20 protein-coding genes are annotated in these 22,791 nt (G+C 38.3%); 2 read left to right on the top strand and 18 right to left on the bottom strand.

The window, feature by feature from the left end:
• Positions 1 to 47: 47 nt before the first annotated feature.
• From essA to AC1UFB_RS06085, 11 genes are all read right to left on the bottom strand, one after another.
• Complete coding sequence (gene essA / locus AC1UFB_RS06035) at positions 48 to 545, bottom strand: type VII secretion protein EssA (protein WP_482588744.1); 498 nt, start codon at positions 543 to 545, stop codon at positions 48 to 50.
• The gene (esaA, locus tag AC1UFB_RS06040; protein ID WP_482588746.1) at positions 526 to 3,441 is read right to left on the bottom strand and encodes a type VII secretion protein EsaA; all 2,916 of its coding nucleotides are present in this window, start codon (positions 3,439 to 3,441) and stop codon (positions 526 to 528) included. The genes essA and esaA overlap by 20 nt, the downstream gene beginning before the upstream one ends.
• On the bottom strand, positions 3,438 to 7,922 hold the full coding sequence (gene essC, locus AC1UFB_RS06045; RefSeq protein ID WP_482588748.1) for a type VII secretion protein EssC: 4,485 nt from the start codon (positions 7,920 to 7,922) through the stop codon (positions 3,438 to 3,440). Before essC ends, esaA begins: the two co-directional genes overlap by 4 nt.
• A gap of 11 nt (positions 7,923 to 7,933) precedes the next feature.
• Complete coding sequence (gene essB, locus AC1UFB_RS06050) at positions 7,934 to 9,280, bottom strand: type VII secretion protein EssB (protein ID WP_482588750.1); 1,347 nt, start codon at positions 9,278 to 9,280, stop codon at positions 7,934 to 7,936.
• A 14-nt stretch (positions 9,281 to 9,294) separates the two neighbouring features.
• Positions 9,295 to 9,534, bottom strand: a complete 240-nt coding sequence (yukD, locus tag AC1UFB_RS06055; protein WP_025907558.1) for an ESX secretion system protein YukD — start codon at positions 9,532 to 9,534, stop codon at positions 9,295 to 9,297.
• 87 nt (positions 9,535 to 9,621) lie between these two features.
• Positions 9,622 to 9,915, bottom strand: a complete 294-nt coding sequence (locus tag AC1UFB_RS06060; RefSeq protein WP_025907560.1) for a WXG100 family type VII secretion target — start codon at positions 9,913 to 9,915, stop codon at positions 9,622 to 9,624.
• A 267-nt stretch (positions 9,916 to 10,182) separates the two neighbouring features.
• Complete coding sequence (locus tag AC1UFB_RS06065) at positions 10,183 to 10,578, bottom strand: SseB family protein (RefSeq protein ID WP_482588753.1); 396 nt, start codon at positions 10,576 to 10,578, stop codon at positions 10,183 to 10,185.
• A gap of 237 nt (positions 10,579 to 10,815) precedes the next feature.
• Positions 10,816 to 11,415, bottom strand: coding sequence for a hypothetical protein (locus AC1UFB_RS06070; RefSeq protein ID WP_144593731.1), 600 nt, complete (start codon positions 11,413 to 11,415; stop codon positions 10,816 to 10,818).
• Between the two features lie 53 nt (positions 11,416 to 11,468).
• Positions 11,469 to 11,792 carry a WXG100 family type VII secretion target gene (locus tag AC1UFB_RS06075; protein WP_225002181.1) on the bottom strand — a complete coding sequence of 108 codons (324 nt, stop codon included), beginning with the start codon at positions 11,790 to 11,792 and terminating at the stop codon, positions 11,469 to 11,471.
• Positions 11,793 to 12,021: 229 nt separating this feature from the next.
• Positions 12,022 to 13,233 carry a DEAD/DEAH box helicase gene (locus AC1UFB_RS06080; protein WP_482588756.1) on the bottom strand — a complete coding sequence of 404 codons (1,212 nt, stop codon included), beginning with the start codon at positions 13,231 to 13,233 and terminating at the stop codon, positions 12,022 to 12,024.
• Between the two features lie 181 nt (positions 13,234 to 13,414).
• A complete protein-coding gene (locus AC1UFB_RS06085) occupies positions 13,415 to 13,762 on the bottom strand; it encodes a sensor histidine kinase (RefSeq protein WP_062687292.1) in 348 nt (115 codons plus the stop codon).
• On the opposite strand from AC1UFB_RS06085, the gene AC1UFB_RS06090 reads away from it, so the two are divergent.
• Positions 13,694 to 14,014: a DUF418 domain-containing protein gene (locus AC1UFB_RS06090; RefSeq protein ID WP_082802744.1), complete on the top strand. Its 321-nt coding sequence runs from the start codon at positions 13,694 to 13,696 to the stop codon at positions 14,012 to 14,014. The genes AC1UFB_RS06085 and AC1UFB_RS06090 overlap by 69 nt on opposite strands.
• A 55-nt stretch (positions 14,015 to 14,069) precedes the next feature.
• On the opposite strand, the gene AC1UFB_RS06095 is transcribed toward AC1UFB_RS06090, so the two are convergent.
• The 6 genes from AC1UFB_RS06095 to AC1UFB_RS06120 all read right to left on the bottom strand — a co-directional run bounded on the left by AC1UFB_RS06095 (position 14,070) and on the right by AC1UFB_RS06120 (position 20,535).
• Positions 14,070 to 15,365: an ATP-binding protein gene (locus tag AC1UFB_RS06095; protein WP_078990423.1), complete on the bottom strand. Its 1,296-nt coding sequence runs from the start codon at positions 15,363 to 15,365 to the stop codon at positions 14,070 to 14,072.
• Between the two features lie 174 nt (positions 15,366 to 15,539).
• Complete coding sequence (locus AC1UFB_RS06100; protein WP_235932357.1) at positions 15,540 to 16,322, bottom strand: sensor histidine kinase; 783 nt, start codon at positions 16,320 to 16,322, stop codon at positions 15,540 to 15,542.
• Between the two features lie 77 nt (positions 16,323 to 16,399).
• Positions 16,400 to 17,368: a magnesium/cobalt transporter CorA gene (corA, locus tag AC1UFB_RS06105; RefSeq protein WP_025907577.1), complete on the bottom strand. Its 969-nt coding sequence runs from the start codon at positions 17,366 to 17,368 to the stop codon at positions 16,400 to 16,402.
• Between the two features lie 110 nt (positions 17,369 to 17,478).
• Positions 17,479 to 17,691, bottom strand: a complete 213-nt coding sequence (locus tag AC1UFB_RS06110; RefSeq protein ID WP_440838687.1) for a hypothetical protein — start codon at positions 17,689 to 17,691, stop codon at positions 17,479 to 17,481.
• A 125-nt stretch (positions 17,692 to 17,816) separates the two neighbouring features.
• Entirely contained in the window at positions 17,817 to 18,977 is a 1,161-nt protein-coding gene (locus AC1UFB_RS06115) for a M20 family metallopeptidase (RefSeq protein ID WP_482588760.1), read from the bottom strand.
• A 103-nt stretch (positions 18,978 to 19,080) separates the two neighbouring features.
• Positions 19,081 to 20,535 (bottom strand): alanine/glycine:cation symporter family protein, encoded by a 1,455-nt coding sequence (locus AC1UFB_RS06120; protein WP_482588762.1) that lies wholly within the window; start codon positions 20,533 to 20,535, stop codon positions 19,081 to 19,083.
• A 294-nt stretch (positions 20,536 to 20,829) separates the two neighbouring features.
• Between AC1UFB_RS06120 and AC1UFB_RS06125 the strand changes: the two genes are divergently transcribed.
• On the top strand, positions 20,830 to 21,579 hold the full coding sequence (locus AC1UFB_RS06125; protein WP_025907583.1) for a lipase family protein: 750 nt from the start codon (positions 20,830 to 20,832) through the stop codon (positions 21,577 to 21,579).
• Positions 21,580 to 21,886: 307 nt separating this feature from the next.
• On the opposite strand, the gene AC1UFB_RS06130 is transcribed toward AC1UFB_RS06125, so the two are convergent.
• A complete protein-coding gene (locus AC1UFB_RS06130) occupies positions 21,887 to 22,372 on the bottom strand; it encodes a DinB family protein (protein WP_144593733.1) in 486 nt (161 codons plus the stop codon).
• Positions 22,373 to 22,791: the final 419 nt, after the last annotated feature.

Raw genomic sequence — 22,791 nt, forward strand, 5'->3', positions numbered from 1 at the left:
TATAAATGAAAAGACGCCGCGTTCTTAATAAAAGAACGCGGCGTCTTTTATTCATCCTGCCCATTTATCTGAGCTGGTTTTAACTTTGGAATAAGCACCGTAAATAATAAAACTAATCCAATTCCAATCAACAATATATACACCCACTGTAGTTTTAATCCTGTTTCCTCCGGTACATCTTGTACTGAGGAAGACTGAACAGGTGACTCAGTTGAAGTGAACAAACCATATTTATTAACTTGAGATTGAATGGAGTGGTTTGTTGTTGAATCATTTAAAAATAAAGAGCTTTTTAACGAAGGCTTTTTCTCTTCATCAGTAAATGGGATTCCTCTTATTTCCTCAGGAATGTTTTCTACTTCTCTTTTCGTTTGACCAAGAGAATCGGGATTGAGATTTATTTGCTCATCTTGAAAAATATTGGGTGCTAGATCTTGCACCTGTGTTTGCGTGTCATTCGCTGCGTATACGTTTGAAGTAGATAGAAAGAGAAGAACCGCTAAAAGTGCGATTCTTCCTATCATATTATGCTTCATACGTTTCATCACTCTCTGCTTGTTTATCCTTAGATGTCAGCATACGAATGATAAACGGAATAACCGTTAACACAGCAGTTAGTCCAAGCAGAATAGTAGTCGCTTCTGCAAATAGAGAAGTCGTTTCGTACTGAATTGACATATATACTTTTGAAACCGGATCTTCGTAATTAAAGTTTGGCATTGCTAGATTTAATAGCGGCGTGATAAAGAATAAAATCATCAGCACTGTTGCAATCCAACCTACGAAATTACCGATTAAGAAGGCTCCTCTTACAAGAGTTGAAGCTAATAGTAATAGTACAATCGTGAAGATAGACCATTCCATTGCTCTTTCTCCTGACAGTGAGTAAATATTTAAGCTGAATGTACTAATCATTAAACCAACAATCATCACCAGTAGTCCGAATAGTGATCCTCTTACAAGAAGAGGCGCGTTTTTGTAGTAGTGACTAAAGTATCCTATTAATAAACTGCTGATAAGGATAATAACAAGAAGTACAACAGGTGGAACAGTCTTTGTCTTTTCTGCTGGTACCTCACCGCTTACCTGTAGCGGATTTGCAAGGTAGTCATAGACATAATCGTTGTTTTGGCCATCTACTAACGTGTTGTTTAATAGACGATATACTTGGCCACGCACAAGCTTCGTTGAATCTACGTTTTGTGACCATTTGTTATTAAGCGTATCCGCTTGATCCTGTACTTCGTTAACTTTCTCCTGCAGTTCACCCGTATACTCTACAACGCTTGATTGACGTTCACCAAGAGTTGAAATCAAATCATTCATTCCTTTTAGCTCTTGACCCATACTCTTTTGAAGAGTAATAAGACTTGAAACGTCTGCATTCTCTTGTGTTGGAGCTTCAACTGCACTTTCAGAAGCTACGCTTTGAAGCGTTTCATTCATTGATCCTGCCTTTTCTTGAAGAGCTGATAAGCTTTCAACAATAGATGCTTGCTCCCCTTCAATTAGCTGGCCATAAGAATCAGTAAACTGTTGAATAGATGAAGAGAATGAATCTATTCCTTCTGCTGTTGATAATAAGTTATTTTGCAGCTGCTTGCGAATAACGCTTGGCTGCTCATCTCCGTAAAGAATTGCTTGAATGCGCTGACGCGTGCCTTCATTTTGCAGCACAGCGTCTTGAAGATCTTCGTTACTTCCTCGACTTAAGGCTAACTCATACTGTGAAAGATCTCCATAATATTGGAGAAGCTTTGACATATTCTCTGTTTGAATACCTGAAGCAAATAGTTCAGCCAACTTTTGTTTTCTGCTTTCAGATAGCTGACTTGAGGATAAAATTTTATCTTCTTTATCAGTAATCATGCTAACAACGGTTTGCACGTCACCATTAGGCTGATTATTTATTTCTTCTAACTGCGCTACGCGTTCTCTTAGCGCTTCGTTGACAGCTAACAGCTCTTGAATTTGCTTTTGAAGTTCTTCTTTTCCGTCATTGTCATTGTTGTTTGATGGGGGAACTTCAACCGTTACGTTTTCCAACTGGTCACTTACACCTTGTAAGCGTGTAGAAAAGTCTGCAATCTTTTGTTGCGTATCGGCCACACCTTCATTTTGCTCTTCTTCTGGTAAAGCAGCAAGATTCTCACTCCACGCTTGAAGGTCGTTCTTCATCCCTTGAAGCTGTTGGCGTTGACTCTCTAAGTCAACAGGAACTGTTGTAGGAGACTCTTCGCCAGTTTCTGACGGCGTCGTCTCCCCTTCTTCATCTTCTGGAATTACCGGATTATCTTCTATTGGTGGTAAGGTCTCACCCTCTTCTTCTTTTGAAGGTGCTATCTCTAGCTCTTTTCGAAGCGTGGACAGCTTGCTTTGTACTTCGTTTAGCGTTGTTTGCTCAGTTACTTGGCTGTACTGGCTGAGTAAATCCTGATTTAAACGATTGAGTTCGTCCTGCTGTCCAGACGTTTTATCTTCTGTCGCTTCCTGCAGATTATCAGCAATTTGCTTGTTTTCATCGATTTGCTGCTGAACGTTTGAAAGCTTCCCAAACACTTTCCCTGCTTCACTTTCAAACTGCTCGCGATCGCCGTTTTGTCCTTCAGAAATCATCGCGATTCCTTCTTGAATATCGCCCACACTTTCCGTTTGAGCTTTTAACAGCATTTCTTTTTGCTTTTCTTGGTACATTTTGTATTCTTCAACGTATTTAATAAAATTTGTCAGGTTTTCTTCAACCTGCTGCACATTATTTTTACGTTCACTTGAGCCTTCTTCCGCACTTTTTACATTTGTTTGAATTTGCTCAAGAATTTTCTTTTGGTCATCAATTTCACCAGCTAGATTTTTAGAATTAGGTTTATAGAAAGCTACCATTGTGTTTTGGAAAGCAATCTCTTTTTCTAAAATTTTATCAAACTGACCTCTAACCTTTTCAACTTCTTGCGATACATAGCTCCAATAAAGAGAAGACATATCATTGTTTACTTTGGCCGTCGCATCCTCTAGCTCACGAACGACTTTTTCTTTGTTAACTGCATTCAATTGATTTTGAACTTTATATTGGAAAGTGGCTTTCTGAGGTTTCTCTTGGTCATACGTCAAAATATTCTCTGAGAAGTTCGATGGAATATAAATTACCGCATCGTATTTACCACTTTGTAATCCATTTGTAGCTGCGCTTCGACTTAGGACCGTCCAATCGTAATCTGAATCCTTATCTAATATGGCTGCCACTCGTTGTCCAAAACGAATGGGCTCTTCACCTTTTTCTTCCTCCACACCAATATCTTCATTTACAACAGCGATGGTTCTTGTTGCATTTTCAGTTACTTTCAGTGGGTTATCACCAATATATTGAAAGAAAAGGGAAGGAAACCCTAAGATGAAAATGACAGCTACGATTACTTTAAGCGTATATTTTCGCTGTTCCGTCATATTAGAACCTTCCTTTCACTCATACATAAGGGAATTTGAATACGCGTCGCTTTATTGTCTTTTACGTAATATCCAAACCCTGGGTTTACATCTGCTTCTTTGCGATCATAGTTTAGGTTAATCAGGTTTTGCTCTGATTTTTTCATTAATAAAACGGCTTGGCGTATTTGCTTCATTTCAGTGGTTAACACATCAAAGCCTTTAGAGAAGTCATTTTGACTTCCTGATGCAACAATATTAAAGCCAACATGACTATAGTTTTTAATAAGCTTTGTAATGCGATCTTGCATCAAGGTATCAATGGTTTGCTGGAATCGTCCAAACCCATCAATCATAAGAAGTATTGGTGTAAATGTTAAGTCACCAACGGTTCCATCATGAATGGCTTCTAAATAGCGCTCTTCTCGTTTTTGCAGCTTTGCTTCCGCTCCTTCTATCCACTGCATAATTTGCTCTTTCGTCTCAATGTATACAATTTCATCTTCCGTGGCATAAGATGAAAGGCCACGATCGATTGCATCAAATAAACCAATTTGACGAATCCCCTGCGCAAGAGATGTTTGTAGCACCACTTTAAGGACGTTTGTTTTTCCTTTTTGTGTCGGCCCCAGCACGAGACAATGTTTGTTCTTCATTAAGTTTAAGTGCACTGGACGAACAAACTCTTCATCTAATCCGAGCGGAATAACACCACTTTCTCGTACGATACGGTGATCCGTCATAAACTCATGCAGTACAAGTTTAGGTTGTAACATTGGCACTTGTTCTGGTAATTCAATACCTGCATATTTCTCTTTCAGAACCTGAACTTGATTTTTGATGTTATCAAGAATCGCGAAGTCATCCTCACCTTCAGCGGGCAGGAACATCTGTGAAAAATAAGACGTATCCGTTTTAATAACCGCACGACCAGGTATTGCTTCTAGAGCATAAGGAATGCGTCCTAAGATTGTGTATGATTCTGAGCTATCCATTAAATAGTGAACAACCTTGGTTTTTAAGTTATTCATAAGCGACTGGCGCACAGAGTTAATTCGCGTTGCCGTAAAAATCATATATACGCCAAGCGACTGGCCGTCACGGACAAGCTGCGTAAATTGCATCTCTAAATCTTGCATTTCTTCTTTTACAAGATCAAAATTATCAATCGTGATAAAGATAAGCGGAAGCTTCTCTTGAGCAATTCGGTTATACATCTTTATGTTGCTAACCTCTGTGTCTTGGAATAGCTGCTTGCGCTCGGATAGCTCGTGCTTAATAATCTTCATGAACTTTTCAATCTTACGTCCTTCATCCATTAAGAAATAATCAGCAGTGTGCGGAAGCTGGCGTAATGGAAGCAGCGTACCATTTCCAAAATCAAAGATATAGTAGTGTAGCTCATCTGGCTGATAGCGCTCAGCGAAGCTAAGCATAAGCGTCATCGCAGTGAATGATTTTCCATAGCCCGATGAACCAAATACGCCGATATTGCCATCTTCCATCATTTCGTATGCATATGGCGTTTGGCTTTGTTTTTCAGGCTCATCTACAAGGCCAATATAGAATTTCTCCCTCTCTCCTGTTTGGAAAGCAGAGCGATATAAACGATTTTCTAGCGGAGGGAGCCATGGGCTTCTTAATCGATTAATTCCTAAATTATGTTGAACTTCTTCAATTCTTTCTACAATCACGGCGATTTCCGGCTGAGCACTTTTCCTTTTCGTTTGCTGTGATGATACGTCAGAGAGTGGAATTAGCCCTAAGTCTGTTACGATGGCCACTTCATCTTCCGTTCCATACACATCATCTTGTTGATATGGTGCTCCGCTCCAAGCAGATTGGAACAGTTCGTATACTTCGTTATTACCAACTTGTAAATAACCTCGACCTGTCACCGTAATCGAAGCCGCATCAGCATTTTTTAGAATCTCTTTACTATCTGTTGCGTCTTGTACTTTTAGAGCTACTTTAAACCTTGCGTTACTCCAAATTTGCTCATCGATAACTCCACCTGGCTTTTGTGTGGCCAAGATCAAGTGAACGCCTAAGCTACGTCCAATACGAGCGGCGCTGACAAGCTCTCGAATAAATTCTGGCTCTTCACTTTTTAATTCAGCAAACTCGTCTGATATTAAGAATAAGTGTGGCAGCGGCTCTTCAGCAGCTCTCTGCTTATACAAGTCTGTATAGTCATTTATGTGATTAACTTCGTACTGATCAAATAAGCGCTGGCGTCTTTTCAACTCACTTTTAATGGAGGCCAAGGCACGCGTACTGAAATTTTTACTACCTTCTATATTCGTGATGGTTCCAAGCAAATGTGGCATATTCTTAAACGGCTGTGCCATTCCTCCACCCTTGTAGTCAATCAATAAAAATGCGACTTCATGAGGATGGAAATTGACAGCTAACGATAGGATATACGTTTGTAAAAATTCACTTTTACCTGAACCTGTTGTTCCAGCTAGTAACCCGTGTGGACCGTGCGCTTTTTCATGTAGATTCAGCTCAACCAGATCCTCTTTTCCTTTTAAACCGATTGGTACAGCCAATGACTTGGCCGACTCATTCGTATGCCAGTTTCTCTCAATTGGCAGATCAGCCACTTCCTTTGCTTGGAATAACTCCAGAAAGGACACGCTGTCTGGAATAGAGTTAGTCATTCCCATTTGATGATCTAGCGTTCGCAGCATGCGAGCGAACGCTTCATTATCCTCATTACGGTGTTCATCAAGGTGAAATGAAATATTAACTGCCTTTTTCTTTTGAATTAAAATGTCTCCCTCTTGTTCATTAATATAACGAATAAGAGTGTGAACATTATCCGATAAACTTTCCTTTGTTTCAGCTCCAAAGATTGTAGAGAAGCCAAGATACGGATGCTCCCCTTCTAGATATTCTAAGATTACATGATCTGTAATAAGCTGTTGGTTCGTAACAATGAATACCAAGTGAGGTAAAAACACACCGTTGCCTTTCTCTTCATCCAAGTCTCTTTCGCGCAACAGTTCATAAATAGAGGATAAAAGCTGGTCTCTTGTTTTTTCATTATAAATAAAGCCTTTGGCGAACGAATGAGGCAGTTGAAAATGCGGAAGCCACTTCATCCATTCCCAATCCTTATATTCGTTTTCATCAAAGATAAAGATAAAGCGAACATCATGATAGCTATGAGCAAAAGCAAGCTGACCAATTAACTGATGAAGCTCACGCTTAACTGTTTTCGATTTACCAATTAAACCAATGGCTCCGTTTTCTAACTTCGCAGTGATTGGCGCCTGAGAAACTTCACGATATACCTTTTCTATGTGCTGGGACTGTTCAAGCAGATCGTCAATTTCTCTATTAGCCATATCTCCTGTATTTAAGGAAATTTCATAGCTAGAGGGTACTGTCCCGGTACCAAGACGTATTTGAAGAAAATCGCTACTATCTAGCGTTCGTTCCCAAATACGGTCAGAGATATGATTGGTTAAATACTTCATTCGCTCAAACGTTGGAAAATGGTAATGAAGCACTTTTCCTTGCGATTCAGCTAGTTCCTGAAGCTCCGTTCGCTTATTTTCTAAATACTGCGTGTAAATACGGCGACGACGTTCTTGGCGTTTTTTACGCTGCTTTTTATCTCGGAAATATTGCACTGTTGAGACAACAAGCGTCGTCGTAAACATCATCACAGAAATAATAATAAAGATTCCACGCGGTTGAATAAGTGCTACGGTCCCCATAACAAGAAGCATAACAAGCGGTGGCAAGATTGTTAGCCACAAGCTTCGGTTGTTATCATCGCCATCCTGAGCTGGGAACGATAAATGCACTTTTTCATCGGGCAGCTCATAAATCATCCGCGGCGTACGGCGATAAACAGGATATTTTTTTTTCATTTCAGAAATAGGCTGTTTCGACTTAGGAAGCTTCGTAAAAAACTCATCAAAACGATGAACCTTTAATAAATCATGTTCAAGTAATTCAATTGTAACCGCACCCCAGGTAATCACATCGCCAAGCTTCAGCTTGGTCACACTTGAAATACGCTGGCCGTTTACAAATACGGCACCATCTTTTGGAAGGATTCGCCATGTTGCTTTAACTTTCAGCAAAGAAAATTCCTTGCTATTATGTACAACTAGCTTCTTGTTGGGCTGATATACATCTGCTGTCTCGTCAACGGTTGAGAAGTTGACCTCATGATAATAATCTATATAGTACGTATCTTCCTGCAGCTTTGCAGGACTCAGCACAAATCGAAGTTCTTGATTACTTTCTTGTAGGGTGATAGAGTCGTAATAACTCAGTTGACTCAGTTCGTTATCACCTTGAGAAATAACTACTCTTTGATCTTCTGTTGTCGATATAGTAACGACTCCTTTTTCAAATGGATAGGAAGAAAAAGTCACCGTCTCTTTCGAACTATTACCTACAGTTGCTTGGCGAAAGTTATCAAAGTTAATCGGCAGTTGCTGATACGTCGTTCCGCTAAAAACCCATAAAATGCTCATCTGTCCACCTCCTAGGATGCTGGTTTATCCGACGAATCTGAGTTAGGAGCAGGCTTTTCATCTGCTTTGTCATCTTTATTTTGCTCAACTTCTTTTTCAGACTGCTTATTATCTTCTTCCTGCTTATTATCTGCAGGCTCAGACTGCTTTTGGTTCTCCTGCTGCTCATTTTCAGCTGACTCTTCAGCTTGCTTTTCCTCTTCTTCAATCTGTGATTCAAACTCTTCAATTTCACTTTGAACTGGATCTAATTTCTCTTTTCTTTCATCGCTTGCAAGACTTTCATCTGCTTTTAACTGATTTTCATATTTATAAAGACCGTATAAAATCAAGCTTCGATCTTCTAATAAGCGTGCTTCTTCTAAAGCCTGCTCATTTTCACCTCGACCGATATGAATCCAATAGCTTAAATATTTATCGTCTGATTGAAGCGTAACCGTATTTTGAATGACTTCTTTTTGTTCTTCACTTAATGACTCATTCGTTAAATAAGCTAGAGCTAGCTCATACTGAACAACTTTGGGCATTTCTTTTACTTTATAATCTTCCAGCTGCTCAATAACCCCACTATACTCTTGCTGTAAAAAAGCTTCATTACTACTCACGAATGCCTCTTGCTTTGGCTGTAAAAAAAACGTGGAATAAAACGTATAAATTAAAGCAGGAACTAAGAGCACCGTTACGCCAATTGATGTAAAGCGAAAGATGGTCCACTTTTTCTTCGGGACGGTTACAACTGTTTTTCGCACTTCTTCTACTGTCGTTAGCTGTTGTCTAATAATAGTTAAAAGCTCATTTAAGTCGTCAGCATTTATTAATTTAGAAGCAACCTCTGATAGCTGAATCGTTTCATGCAATTTTAAATACTGAATAAAGCTATATTTGGAATCAACAAGTGAAGCAATTGTCGCTTTTACTTCCACTAGCTCACGAGCCGGATCATATTCATATGGTGGAATGCTTTCTTTAATTCCATAGTGTAAGAAAGCAGGTGTTAAACTTGCGTCAAACATTAAGTTTTCTGGACAAACCACGAGATGAAACCTTGTAAAACTATGATTTTGTATAGATTTTACAAGCTGATAAGCAAACTGCCACTTTTGTTCTTCCGTCTTTTTCTTAAAAAAAGAAAATGGAACAAACGCTTCTGATGGCTGAATTTTCACGTGAAGCTCGTCTTCACTTACGATGATTTCACGAGTGAAGTCCGAGTGCATCTCTTTTAACATATCAACTTCTATGCCATCATTTAGCTTTATCTTTTCTTTTTGGAAGATAAATGTATAGCCTTCTTCTTTGTCACGAATAATAGACGCTTCCAATAAGCTTTCTAAGTAAGTTGGTTTCTTTTCTGCCATTTTAGTAAGCTCCTTCAAAGAATTTCAATGCAATCACCGCTCGAAATGCCACATTCATTTAGTTTTTGATGGCCTGCAAATACTAGGTTTTTATTTGGAACGCGAACCCAATATCCTTCTTTTGGTGTGCTTGAAATTTTTTTAGCTTGCCATGCAATTTCAATCACTTTTTTTACAGAATGATAGTCTGATAGTCTTAAATCAAACCGCTCACCCGTATAGTGTTTTAGATCGATGGTCACTTCAATATACATATGATCTCACCTCAAAACATAGAAAAAGCGCCGTCATCTAAAAAAATGGGGCGCTCTTTTTATCTTATCACTCTCTATATGAGCAAGTTAACCGCGAATTTGGCTAGCGATTTGGTTGTCTGTATCTTCAAGAACGTTTGCAGAATCATCAAGCTGTTTAGCAATTTTGTTTAACAGATTCGACATTTCTACGAAAGATGGCTTTAGCTCTTCATATTGAGCGATAAATGCTTGGCTAGAAGAACCTTCCCACATATCTTGTAACTGATTTCTCATCATATCAAGGCGACCAACTAGGTCTTGAACTTGCCCACTTTCATTATTATAGCGAGCAGCCATTTCACGAAGTTCTGCTGGAGTAACACGAATGATTCCTGACATCGATTTCTCTCCTTATGTATCGTTATAGATTTACTTTAATTGTAAGAAAAAATAGGGTTGAAGGTCAAAGAGAACTTGTAAAAACTAGAAAAAATAAGAATATATATCTACGTATGCCCCTAAAAAATGACAATAAACCTCATAAAACAATGAATTTTATCACAGTAAATATGGTATAAACAGAGACAATTATACCTATATATTGGAAATATATTCATTTATCATACAGAAAAAGCTAACAATTAATATGAAATTTGTTAGCTTCTACTACGATGAAAAATAGTTAAAAAGATTCTTATTTTCTTTTAGCATTTTTAACTCTTCTGGAATAAGTAGTTTCGAAAGTGGAGTATCTGGATTTAGTAAAATCGCCGTATTATCGTTTATCTCTTGCAATAAACCAGAAAATTTAATGACCGCAGCCTTCTCTTTTGATAGCATCTTTTGGAATGGATAATAAGATGAAAAGGCAGGTAAATATAGTTTTTGATTTTTTTCCATTACTCGGACACGCTTGTAAAAATCAACAGACTGTTCATTTCCTGATACTTCGATACATAACAGTTCACTTTTCATTAGCTCTTCATAAAAATGGCCAATTTCTCGATTATCTTTCATTGCTTCAATTAAAGCTTTTTCTAAGGCATTAAAAGAACTACCCATATTTTTCAGTTCCATGCTGTATATTTTCTAAGTCGTTAAATGGTTTTATCCGAGAAGCCTGTTGACTAGTTAACTGCCTTTCGTACAAACCGTATGTTCCTCGTTTATTCATTTGACCTTATCACACCTCAAGCTGTACAAATTTTTCATAAATTAAATCGCATGTTTCTCTATTTGTAACACCGTAGCGATCAGTCTACGTTAAGGTTTTTCATAAAGAGCGCAATATTTATCACTTCATTCATTCCCTGCAAAATCGCTATGCTGAGCTACGTTTTTTCCTTCTTCTGTTTTTTGAATGCCTTTACCACCTAATATGCTTAAACCCATTTGAATAACACCGTATGTAAAAAACTCTGTACGGGTATGCAAATCACCGTGCGCTACTTTTTCGTCCCATGAATTTGAAAGGGATGACCACATCATGTCGAGCGTCTCTAAAGGGTGAGTAATTTCAGCTCGCATTGTTTCAAAGGTTTCCCACTCTGAAATAGACTTAACGCCTTCCCATGTATCCTTAACCCCTGTTGTAGCCCCATCCCACACGTTGCTCCAAAATTCTGTCCATCCGCCAGATAGCTCATCTGCTTCTTTTAGTTTTTCAGCTGTTTCGCTAACGAGCGTATACGCACTTTCAGTTAATGATTCAATTTTCCCAATAATCTGCTGGATTTCCTCTTGCAAATTTAGAATAGACTCAACGTTAGCTACCGATAAAAAGTGCAGATTCGTAGATTCCCAACTTAAACGCTGCAAAGCATCATCCGCTTCTCCTCTCGAGTGCTTAATGCGCTCTGAAAATCGCTCCAAGTCTTCGAAGTTCACTTTAATTTCCATTTGTACACCCTCTTTCTCATGGATATTTTCCATTTTCCTATATTAAAAGTTTACTAAATAGCCTCTGCTTCTTCTCTTAGTCTTGACATTTCGTGATGCAATGAACGATATAACTCATCTCGAACGTCATATAAACGATAAGCTGCCTGTAGGATTTCATTATTAACATTCTCGTAAGAATCTTTCGAACGGCCAGACCATTCAGAAGTATACTGTTGATGAGCACTCTGAAGGGCATATAGCGTTTCTTCAAATTGATTAATAATTTGTTGTACCGTCTCCAAATACAGCTCAAGCTTTTCAACATCTCGATTATATTCCATTCGCTTCCTATTACGATCCATATCGCCAAAGAAGTCATCCATTGCATCAATCAAAATATCCCACGTCCTTATTCCTTTATTATTAGAAGTCTCTTAAAGTAATGTTAAAATAAGGTTATCCAAAACGAAATGCATCATTTAAACTATTTTCAATAATAGGATAATGTATCTATATGATTTTTTACCCAAAATAAAACAACGCCCGTTAGCTTGTAGGCGTTGCTTTTTAAACTCTTATTACTTTATCACAACAAAAATTCTTTTCAAGAAGGAAATAAAAGGATTACTTCTTTTTAGTCTGTTTATGCTGATATGTTTTTTTGTTTGTCTTCTTTCTTGGTTTGTAGCTCTCTCGTTTCTCTTGCTTCGTTCCTTCGGCTACAATTTCACCCATATATAGTTCTTTCTTTACCAGCTTAATCTTTAGCTCACGGGCAATTTGTTTTAGTTCTCTCTCTTCACGCTCCGTTACAAGTGAAATGACCGTTCCTTCAGCTCCTGATCTTCCTGTACGCCCTGATCTGTGTACATATTGTTCAACACTTTGAGGAATATCCACATGAATAACATGTGAAAGCTCTTTAATATCAAGACCACGTGCAGCTAGGTCCGTTGCTAATAAGATTGGAAACTCACCTTTACGAAATGACGTTAACACCTTTGAGCGATCAAGCTTTCGCGTTTCACTATGAAGCGATCCTACGTTCAGCTTTTTAAATTTTAGCTTTTCTTCAAAAATAGATAATGTTTCAATCCCTTTGAAAAAAGCTAGAGCTTTCATTGGTCCCTGATGCGCAAGCTTACGAAGTACTTCTACTTTATCTCGACCTTCACTTACGATATACATATGCTCAACTTTTGGAGCAGGAAGTTCATCTCGGGTTACTTGAACGAAAAGAGGATCATTCATTAATTCCTGAGCTAATGTTTGCGTATGCTGTGATAGCGTTGCTGAAAACACGAGAAGCTGACGATCACTTGGGGCCATTTTAACAATACCTTGTACTGTTTGAATATGTTCAGGTACAAACAGCTGGTCAGCTTCATCAATGACAATCGTTTTTACTTCGTGCATCTTCACTTTTTTCATTTTAATCAGCTCTTGAATGCGCCCAGGCGTTCCAACAATTAGGTTAGGACGTTTTTTCAACTTTTCAACTTGACGCTTAATGTTTGCTCCACCGATAAGCGCTGCGCTAGAAATTCCGCTTCCCTGGCCCCATGTTTGAATCTCACCATGAATCTGCATAACAAGTTCATGGGAAGAAGCTAAGATAACCGCTTGAATATGAGAAGGTCCTGGCTTAAGGTCATGTAAAATTGGAAGTAAATAAGCAAGAGTCTTCCCAGTACCTGTTGGCGACTCACCCATTACATCTCTTTTATTTAAAATTTCTGGTATAGCTTTTGTTTGAATAGCCATTGCTTGTTCAAAGCCTGCCTTCTTCCACGCTTCTTGCAAGAACGGCTGTAGCTGTTCGATAAATTGACTCATATCTTTTCTCCTTTGTCGTTCATCTATTATAAATGCCTAAAGCATCCGTTTCATCTTCAATAGAAGTCCCACCTATGATACACTATTGATTCGTTGAAATACAATGCTTCACGTGAGTATTCATAAGAAAAGCATTGAAAATGCGTCAAAACAACGCATTTTCAATGCTCTTTTCTTGGAACTATCTTAAGATTGGAAGCTTCATTGTAATGGCGGTCCCTACACCAGGGGCGGACCTTACAACAATATGGCCACCATGGAGCTCACAAATCGCTTTGGCAATGTCCATTCCAAGACCTGACCCTTCTTTTTTTTCACTTGTATTCGTTCCTCGGTAATAGCGCTCAAAAAGATTTTCTAGTACGGATTCATCCATACCTACTCCATCATCCTTCACTTCTATAGAAATAAATTCTGTTTCTACAGAAATCGATAGCTTAATAGTTATGTGAGGTGGGTTATGCTTGATTCCATTAAAAATGATATTATCAAGCATTCTCTCAAACCAACGCTTATCTACTTGTTCCAAACGGTTATCTGCACCACTATTTTTTATGGATATGGCCTAGGACAATTCGGAACATTTGGCATGATTAAAGGTATTGCACTATGTACGACAATCTATTTCATTCAGCTCGTTTCCAGCTTGCTTTATTTACGTAAGTTTAAAGTCGGTCCTGTAGAACAGCTGCTTCGTATGTGGACGAATTTATCATGGAGTGGCAAAGCAAAAATGAAGAAGAAAACATTCATAGATGATAGTAAACAGTCTGTGATTTAATCGATTAACTAATGAAAAAGAACCCTCCTTCATAAAGGTGGGTTCCTTACATGTTCTACTCACTAGCTAAAGGCATTGACACCGTTACCAATGTTCCTTTTCCCTTTTCACTTTCAAACTCAATCTGACCTTGATGACGCTCGATAATTTTAAAACAAACGGCTAGTCCCAATCCTGTACCTGCTTCTTTTGTTGAATAAAAAGGTGTGCCAACTTGTTCAATTCTCTCTTTACTCATGCCAATTCCCGTATCCCGAAACTGAATAACGGCACTACCTTCTTCTTCAGCTAACGTTACAATAATCTCACCTTGATTAATTATTGCCTCGATACTATTTTTAATAATATTAATGAATACCTGCTTCAACTGATTAGGATCTGACATAACGTACAGGTCCCGCTTTGAATCATAATGAGCAACGAGAGAAATATTATTGAAATTTGCTTGCGCTTCCATTAAGATTAACACTTGCTTCAATACTTCATTTAAGTTAGTTACTTCAAAAGCTACATGCTGTTTTTTACCTAAAATCAGCATTTCACTAGAAATTAAATTAATTCGGTCAATTTCAGCCAGCATGATGTCTAAGTAACGATCCTCCACTTGCTTTGTGGCCTGCATCACTTGTACAAATCCCTTTAATGAAGTCAGTGGATTTCTTACCTCATGGGCAACGGCAGCTGCTAGCTGGCCAATTACAGACATTTTCTCAGAAGCAATCATAAGCTCTTCATCTCGACGATAGTTCGTAATATCTCTAGCAATCATAAATACGCCGACTACTTGGCCGTTGACGATAATTGGTAATAATGAGCTTCTTAATAGTCGAACTTGACCTTGTTGGTTCACAATCTTTAATTCATATTTAGCGCTTTTGCCTTTTAAAACATTACGAAAATGTTCATGACAAAGGCTTTGATCATCATCAGCGATTAATTCTGAGGTCTTCATTCCTTTTAGCTGTAATCTTGAATAACCCGTTATTTTTTCACCTTCAGGGTTAGTAGAGAGAACTTGACCTTCTTTACTAATCTCAAATACTGCATCCGGGTTATGCTGAAATAACGATTGATAATGTTCATGGCTAGTTAGAAGTTCATAATCCTTTTTTGATAATTCATCCTGTGATTGAAGCAAATAATATGCACGACGATAGACTAACCCGTATAGAATAATACCTGTCGCCAACATGAAGAACCAGCCTTTATACTGTTGAAAAAAGATATATAATTCAAACTTATCTTGAGCAAGAATACGAGATAACTTATCAGAAATAAGAATCCATACGGCTCCCGTTATAATGTACATCACTGCAATTTTCAGTGCTGCTTTACGAGCATCTTTTATCAATGTTTATCCACCTATTATTTTTATAGTTTATGATATCAGGGTAAAAAAGTAATTTATCTTCAATTAAATCCACTTCTTTACCCTTTATGTTAAACGTTTGCAACTAAAAAAACACCTGTTTTTTATAAAAATATACTCGCAAAGTGAAAATGTCAGGCAGCGGCTCGTTGACTCCTATGATAGGTAATTACTTAATACATGCTTTTGCTTCTCATTATAAATGTACGCATAAACAAGGCGACCAATCGTTCCATACGTCATTCGTTCTCCAAGAACACCTTCTCGCACTGACTGCAACATCATGCTTCTTTCTTCAAGAATTTTGGCAATGTTTGATGGCTCTAAACCAAATAACGTTCGCTTAATGTAGGTTGCCAATAGGACAGCACCGATAATCCCAACTAATAATCCGAAAAGAGACCCAATTAAAATGCGTCGATGACCTTCCTGAACAGCTTGCTCGACCTGAACCAGTGAAATCCCTACAGCTACCGCACCAATTTGTTCATTACGCTCATTATAAACAGGTACAAATGCTCTTAGTGATTCATCTAACGTCCCTTTTGCAACCGACGTATACCGTTCACCTTTTAGAACTCTTCTTTCATCCCCACCTTCAAAGTGTTTTCCAATTTTAGCTTCGTTGGGATGAGATTGACGAATTCCGTCCATGTTCATGACCACAATAAATAATACATCTAGCTCTTTTTGAATGGAATTAGTATATGCTTGAATATCTTCTGAATTTTCTTCTGCTAAGCCTCTTCTTACCTCACTGGAGTTTGCGACAATTTTAGCCACATCTGTCGCTTTCTCAGCTTTTTGATTACGAACATTTTCCTCAGTTGAGTTACTGACTAATAAATCGGTTAATAATAATGACATTAAAACAACGATACATACAAGTAAAATGATGATTGATCGCAGCGTCATTCTTAGCCCTTTGACCATTCGCATCAATCCTTTCTCTTTTTATAGTACACCAAAAAAGCCTTATCCACATGTGGATAAGACTTTTGCCATCAAATTGATATTTATAACTTAGGACCTTTTCGATATTTAAACCATCCCATTTTGTAAAAGGCAAAAACCATAACGCCTACAAGTCCAATCATAATCCCGAGTACAATAAAGTAATTATATTTACCAGCTAGTTCTGGCATATAGGAGAAATTCATTCCATATAAACCTGCGATAAATGTAAGAGGAAGGAAGATAGCTGACATCAGCGTCAGTGTAAACATAATGGAATTCATTCTGTCCGAGTTAATCGACATAAAGCTTTCTCGAATATCATTTGATAAATCTCGACTAGCATTCATGATTTCAATCATATTTAACAGGTGATCATAGATATCATTAAAATAACGCACCTGTTCCTTTTCTTTTAATGCATTTGTGGACATAATACGGTAAATTAAATCACGCATTGGATTTAAAATTCTACGCATTCGCGATAAATCGCTTCGAATATCATATAGATTTCTCATTAGTTCATCCATTGTTTCATTTTTTGCATTGTCTTCAATATCATCAATTTGATCTTCTAATTGGTAAAGTGTTGGAAAGTATTCATCAACTGTATGATCAAGCAGCTCATAAATAATTTCCCACGGATCATTCTCTACGATGTTTGGGTCTTTCTCGACAAGATTTGCCACTCTAGCTACGCTTTTTAACTTATCGACATGATACGTAACAACAAAGTTATCTCCAATAAACGCCGACACTTCTAAGTTTTCTAACTCTTCTTTATGCAGCGCATAATATACTAAAAAATAGTGTTCATCATAAATTTCGAATTTCGCCCTTTGACCTTGGGTTAAACAATCCTCGACGGCAAGTGGATGAAAATCAAATTTCTCTTCAAGGGCTTTCTGCTCTTGTTCTGTTGGGTTATAAAAGTCAATCCAGTACCAATCAATTGACGGATGAGCCTGTAGCTCGTCAATTGTTAAGTTGGTCAAAAGCTCTTCTTTTGTTTTTGCTAAAATTTTAATCATACGAAAACCTCTATTAGTTCTTTGTGAACATTACTGTCTTTTATCTTCAATACTGATATTACCCTGTTTTTATTGCATTCAAACATGCTAACACCTTCCAGATACTGAAATCAAAAAAGAGTTTGGGACATAACAAAATGATTGCTTCTAAGAGACGAACAATAGCTGTTCCAATCTTTTTGGTTTGTCTGAACACGTTCGTTCCATTGCGCTACGGCCACTCGCTTTCCGCGGGGAGGAACCTGAGCTTCCTCGCTGCGCTGCGGGATCTCAGTTTTCCCTCTCTTTCCCGCAGGAGTCGAGTGTCCTACGCTCCATTCCACCCTGTTTCCAACATTGTTTTCATAATCAACCAAAAAACCTGAACGATTAAAAGTGAGAAACTCTCAATCGTTCAGTTTTATCATTGGCTGAATTACTTATGTCCCAGCCTCTTTATTACATGACATCATTTAGAGAATTCATCTTTTACTTTTTGCAAGAGCTCTTCTTTTGTTAGCAAATCATATCCTGTTAATGCCATTGTCTTTGCCCCAAGAATAAGCGCTTCTTGTCCCTGTGGACTGAGAGCCGCTTCTCTAAATTCATGCGTATGACAGACAAAATACTCGTTACATATTTTAATATATGGATGAATTGATGGCACCACTTGGCTAACATTTCCCATATCTAATGAACCGTGATCACCTTGGTCCTCAAAAATTTCTTCAGCTGGCACGCCTAGCAGCTGTAGATTTTGTGTATAAGCTGTTGATAAAACTTCATTTGTCACCATATCATCATATGAAAATTCATAGTTTGAAATTTTAAGTCGTGCTCCTGTGGATAAAGCTGCACCTTGTGCACAAGCTTTTACTTGCTCTGTTACCGCATTAACATACTTTCGGTTAGATGCTCGCACATAGAACTGCGCTGTCGCATAGTCAGGTACAATATTAGCAGCTTTGCCTCCTTCAGGGATAACACCATGGATTCTGACATCTGGTTTCACATGTTGACGAAGAGCATTGATCCCGTTAAATGTTTGAATAACTGCATCTAACGCATTAATTCCTTCATGAGGTGCTGCTGCTGCGTGTGCTGATTTCCCAAAAAATTCGAATTGAATAGCGTCCATCGCCAGTGATCTACCGCTCTTTTGGTGGCAATAATATGGATGAACCATCATGGCTGCGTCTAGATGGTTAAAAACACCCGCTTCTGCCATCGTTACTTTACCACCCGTTGTTTCTTCTGCAGGCGTCCCGTATACGTATACTTTACCGCCTGTCTCACTCAAAACTTTGCTCAATCCAATCGCTGCTGCAATGGCCATTGTGCCAATTAAGTTATGGCCACAAGCATGCCCTAGCCCCGGTAGCGCATCGTACTCTGCCATAAAGCCAATCGAAGGACCTGGCTTATGACTATCATACACAGCCGTAAAAGCAGTAGCTAAATCACACGTCCCTATTTCCACCTCAAAATTATGCTTAGCTAACTCATTTGTAAGCGCTGTACAAGCTTTTACTTCTTCATGGCCAAGCTCTGGGTTGTTTCCAATATATTGACTAATATCATAAAACGTTTGCTGCAGCTCATCGATAGTTGAAATAATTGTTTCTTTCATAACGTATTCCTCTTTCCTTTAGCTTCATTAATACACACTATTATACATGTCATTCTAATGAAAAAAGCTCACTTTTTCAAAGATTGAAAAAGTGAGCTTGAAATTATGAAACTTGATTTTCATCTTTTTTATATTCTGTTTCCCAGTAGTCTGCGTTTTTAATACCTAGCTTCACTGGATCAAATACCGGATCTAACCCTTGCTTTTTCTGAGCTTCATAGTCTTTTAACGCCACAAGCGCTGGTTTTGCCAAGATCAAAATAGCTATTAAGTTCAGCCATACCATGATTCCTAGACCTGCGTCGCCAAGAGCCCAAGCAATATCGGCTGTTTTAACTGCTCCGTAGAATGTTGCACCTAACAACACAAGCTTTAATACAAACATAGCCCACTTACCGTTTTTGCCTCTTGTTAAATATGCAATGTTTGTTTCAGCGATATAGTAATACGCCATAATCGTTGTAAATGCGAAGAAGAAGAGCGCAATCGCTACAAACCCAGCTCCAAATCCAGGAATAAAGGAATCAATTGCTGCCTGCGTATATCCAGGACCTGCTTCTACACCTTCTAAATTTGAAACGATAAATGCGCCATCCGGTGATTGTGTGTTATACATCCCCGTAAATAAAATCATAAATGCTGTTGCTGAACAAACTAGTAATGTATCGATATAAACAGAAAATGCTTGAACAAGACCTTGTTTCACTGGGTGAGATACCTCTGCTGCAGCTGCCGCGTGAGGGCCTGTTCCTTGCCCTGCTTCGTTGGAATAAATCCCACGCTTAACTCCCCATGAAACAGCCAAACCAACGATCCCACCAAAAGCTGATTCTAATGCAAAAGCACTCTTAAAAATTAAGGCAAAAACCGCGAGTAATTCAGTAATATTAATTGCAATAATAACTAAAGAAAGTGCGATATAAGCCAAAGCCATAAATGGCACGATAATTTGAGCTACTCCTGCGATACGCTTAACCCCACCAAAGATGATTCCAGCTAATAAAATAATTAAGCCGATAGCTGTTACTGTTGGGCTAACGTTAAATGCATTGTCTAAACCTGCTGCGATAGAGTTAGATTGCACTCCTGGCATCAAAATGCTCATAGCTACCAGTGCTGCAATCGCAAAAATAACACCATACCATTTCATTCCAGTTCCTTTTTCAATATAGTAAGCCGGGCCTCCTCGATATTGGCCATCTTGCTTTACCTTATAGATTTGTGCCAGTGTTGATTCGACAAACGCACTTGAAGCACCAATGAAAGCTACTGCCCACATCCAGAACACCGCGCCCGGTCCACCGAACGTAATGGCCGTTGCTACCCCTGCAATGTTACCTGTACCTACGCGCCCAGATAATGCTAATGCAAGCGCTTGGAAAGATGATACCCCTGCTTTTGAACTCTTTCCTTGAAACATGAGTTTAACCATTTCTTTTAGATGCCTAACCTGTAAAAAGCGAGTGAGAATGGAAAACAAAAGCCCAATCGCAAGACAGCTATAGATAACCGGTGTACTCCATAGTACGTTATTTAAGCTTGCAACAAACTGCTCCAATAAAAATCCCCCTTATAACTTACTAATTTTCTGTTTTTTTAAAATTATAAGTTATATTGTTTATTTTAACAATATAACTTTGATTATTTATTTTAAATTTAGTTATTTCGCACAAAAATAACTAGTTTTTATAGATTTTATAACTATCTTTCATAAAAAGAAAGCGGTATCATTTTTTTGTAACCTTACGCATATTTTTATTTTCTTGCCAATTCTCTAAAGGAAACAAGCACCAAAATCTCATTTTTTCATAGTTTGAGATAAAAACGTTTGTTAGAGAAAGTGGGCTTAAATATGAAGATTGAACCTTTGTTTTATCGACCGCTTGCTTTGGACCTTCTTTATATGTGCGTACTGAGCTATCAACAGTATCAGCAAGCAGGCACGTTCGAGGTTCCAAAAGGGTATCAATTCATTAAAGCATTTCAAGCATCTGTCCTGGGGAAAAAAGAGTGGTTTGGGTTTATTCTAGAATCCGATAATGCCATAGTAATTGCATTTCGAGGAACTCAATCGGAAGCGAATTGGATTGCGGATGCTCAAATTCACCAGCGTCCTTACCCTTATACACAAAATGCTGGACTTGTTCATGAAGGATTTTTAAACATTTATGAATCATGTCGCGATGAGCTGCTGGCCACGTACACTACCTTACCTGCCAAGCCTCTTTATATTACGGGACATAGCCTTGGAGCTGCCCTCGCTACGCTACATGCTCTTGATGTTGCAACCAACACAAATTTCCCAAGCGTCACCATGTATAACTACGCATCACCACGGGTGGGAGATTCAAACTTTGTTCGTACGTATACAAGCTTAGTACCGCAGAGCCGATCGTTTATTAATACAACAGATGTCGTACCAAAACTTCCTCCTAAGGTATTTTATAACCCGTATACAAAAGAAACAATGTACTATGCAGATGACCCTTTAAAACTGTTATTTACGATTCAAGGTGGAAGCACGGTAGAAAACCATAGTCCTAAAACCTATAGCGTGGGTATCTGGACGATGTCTGACTATCCCATTCTTTCTCCAAATTAAAAAAAAACTGTTTCTTTTTAATTTGAAGAAATATTCCTTATCTAAAGTGTTTAGGTTATAATAACCAGTTCGTTCCATTGCGCTACAGACACTCGCTTTCCGCGGGGAGGAATCTGAGCCTCCTTGCTTCACTCGCGGGGTCTCAGTCTTTCCTCTATTTCCCGCAGGAGTCCCGTGCCTTACGCTCCATTCCACTAGTTCTCTAGAATTGATTTCCCAATCAACAAAAAATCCGAACTATAAAAGAGTAGTTAACTCTTAATAGCTCGGATAGATTATTGACTGAAATACTTATGTTCCAGCCTCTTTAGTTCATTTCTGCTTTTAATTCTTCAATTTGTAAAAGATGTCTTTTTTCATGATAGCCTATAAACTCAATCCACTGAGCCAAGTCCATATCACCAAAGATTGGATGAGGAAACGATTTTTTCTGTAGTTCTTCTGTCTCTACACGTTTAGTCACATCTTCTAACTTCGTGCGCGATGCTGCGAGCTTCATCTTCATTTCCTCTAACGTTCGCTTTTCTTCTGAAGGAGTAACCTGTGGAGGTGCAGGTACTTTACGAGAGCGATCCGTCGTTAAATGAAACGGCTTCTTTTCTGCTGGCTTGTCCTCTCCATTTTGCAACTGGTGCCAAACGCGAGCCACAATCATTTCTTCCATTAGGTAGAGATGTTCCAACACTTGCATAATAGTCCATTTGTCATCTGATATCTTTTGATTCAACTCTTCATACGACAAATCTGAAACGGCTTCTAATACATCTTCACGAAAAGCTTGATTTGTATTCATAACATCACTCCTTTGTGTTCTTTTTTATCGTACCAAATATTATTTTGTTCGAAAAATAGTATCCTTTCCCATAAAAAGATTTAAAAAAACACCAAAACACTATTGACTTCCACGATGATATTGCGTAAAATTATATTTCTAACTTCAAAAAGAAGTAACTTGAAAGGATGTACTGTAAAATGCAAGGTAAAAGTACTGGCATTCTACACTTGTTTTTAAAAACAACTTATTCACACTGGATCGGCTTCGGAGCCGTGAGGATGCAAGAGAGGTAGGGCTTGCGTCGTTTAGGTTAAACGATCGTGTGGAATTGATGAACCGCGGCAATGGATAAATCCATCTGAGATGACACAATCAATGCTAATTGTATCCACTGAATGAAAATGGTAAATCCCTCTGTATTACTATGGATTTAATCA

It is taken from the genome of Priestia sp. KCTC 13724 (assembly GCF_056820425.1).